This window comes from Mesorhizobium sp. M1E.F.Ca.ET.063.01.1.1 (assembly GCF_003998155.1).
GTDB lineage: Bacteria > Pseudomonadota > Alphaproteobacteria > Rhizobiales > Rhizobiaceae > Mesorhizobium.
The window spans coordinates 1-1,947 of the sequence record NZ_RZSC01000955.1 but is presented as its reverse complement, the minus strand read 5'-3'; the positions used below and the strand labels follow the sequence as shown (position 1 = coordinate 1,947).

General features: G+C 60.8%; 2 protein-coding genes. Both read left to right on the top strand.

Going from position 1 to position 1,947, the window contains the following annotated elements; genetic code table 11:
- Positions 1-633, top strand: a 633-nt coding sequence (locus EOA29_RS34730) for an ABC transporter permease (RefSeq protein WP_145969994.1), incomplete at its 5' end; no start/stop codon positions are given.
- Between the two features lie 796 nt (positions 634-1,429).
- On the top strand, positions 1,430-1,947 hold a 518-nt coding region (locus EOA29_RS34725; RefSeq protein WP_245468699.1), incomplete at its 3' end, for an amidase family protein.

Genomic DNA, 1,947 nt, shown 5'->3' with positions numbered 1-1,947 from the left:
GTGTGGATCCTGGCCGTCACCTGTGTGCTGGGCTTCCTGCTTGCGGTGCCGCTCGGCCTGGCGCAGGCCGCCGGCTCGTTCTGGTTCGCCGCGCCCGCCAAGGTGTTCTGCACGGTGATCCGGGGCACGCCGCTGCTGATCCAGCTGTGGCTGCTCTATTACGGCCTAGGCTCGCTTTTTCCGCAATATCCGTGGATCCGCGGATCCTGGATGTGGCCGTTTCTTAGGCAAGCCTGGCCCTATGGCGTGCTGGCGTTGACACTGTCGTTCGCCGGCTATGAGGGCGAGGTGATGCGCGGCGCCTTTGCCGGCGTTCCGAAGGGGCAACTCGAGGCTGCCCGTGCCTTCGGCATGAGCCGCTGGAAGGCATTCCGGCGCATCTGGCTGCCGCAAGCCATCTACAGGGCGCTGCCTACGCTGACCGGCGAAACCGTGTTGCAATTGAAGTCGACGCCGCTGGTGGCGACGATCAGCGTCATCGACATCTTCGCTGTTTCGTCCAAGGTGCGGCAGGACACCTACCTCACCTACGAACCCTTGCTGCTGCTGGCGCTGATCTACATGACGATCACCGGTATCCTGGTCTTCGCCTTCAGTAGGATCGACGCGCGGATCCCGAACAAAATCGGCTAGTGAGTGATCAGGGAGGAGGGAATGGGAGTGCCACTTATCCTACTCACTCGGGACCTAGGATCAAACTTAATCGCAACCAGGCTCCCGGCGATCGGCACGACCGCGTTCTAAGCCAAATGGCGCTGCCGTTGCCACACAGGCTGCGCCGGGATCCGATTAGCGAGACAGTCGGATTGAAGGAGGGGCCGGTGGTCAGGATGTAATTGCACCCCCAAACACACGCCGAGCTTGGCACGATACTGCCAAATTCTGGTCCGATCGTCTAGCCGCGATCGGCAGCCACCCACTTGGCGCTGAGATCCTGCCGAGGACGTCGAACAAAGTGCCGCGATTGGACTCGTGGCTCCTCCGGCGGTGTGAAGGCCGGCGCAATCGACGTCTCGACGGGCGCGCGCGTTGTGTAGCAAAAAGCTTGTTGCGGCTGCCTGTCTCGCACAGAAGCCGATGGGCATCCGATTCATCTTTCACCCCCCCGCCGGCGACTGCGCCAAAGCGGCCCTCCCGAGCGAATCTGACGCGCGCGTGTGGTCAGCGAGTATGGTGCTCCAGCTCTCCGGCCAGATGGTAACTTCAGGTTACCGTGAGGGAATGCTTTTCATTGTACAATCCGCGCCCGCTTGGCCTAATCGGGGGAATAACCCGTTAAGAGTTTGGCGGCTCCGCTAATGGCTGAGTATTTGCCGCAAGCTAGTAGAGAGGACTGCATGATTTGGGGGGCCATAACTTTAAATCTGAGGCCACTAGGTGCAGCCACCCATTGCCGAATGCAACGCATCAACCCAGCAGGATCAATACTATGAAGATCAGTGAATACGCCTCTTATGACGCGATCGGTTTGGCGAGTCTCATCGCCAGGAGAGAAGTCTCGATCGCCGAAGTCACCCATGCAGCTCTGGAAGCTTACGGCTTGGTTAATCCGTCGATCAATGCCGTCGTTGAGCTCTATGAGGATCGACTCGCCCAGCCAGAAACACAGTTAGGCGACGGTCCGTTCCGTGGGGTGCCGTTTCTCACCAAGGATACCGGCCCTGCTTTCGCCGGCAGAACCTGGGAGAGTGGCAGTCGTTTGTGTCGGGGTGGGCAGACTGCGAAAGAGGATAGCTACTATGGCGCGCTGGTTCGGGCCTCAGGCGTCAATCTGATTGGACGCGCCAGTATGCCAGAGTTCGGCTGGGGGTATTGCCCCGAATACCTGCTCCACGGGGCCCCGTCCAATCCCTGGCGCCATGGTTTTTCCACCAGCGGCTCTACAGCCGGGGGCGCTGCTGCGGTCAGTGCCGGCATCACGCCCATGGCACAGGGCGGGGATGGGGG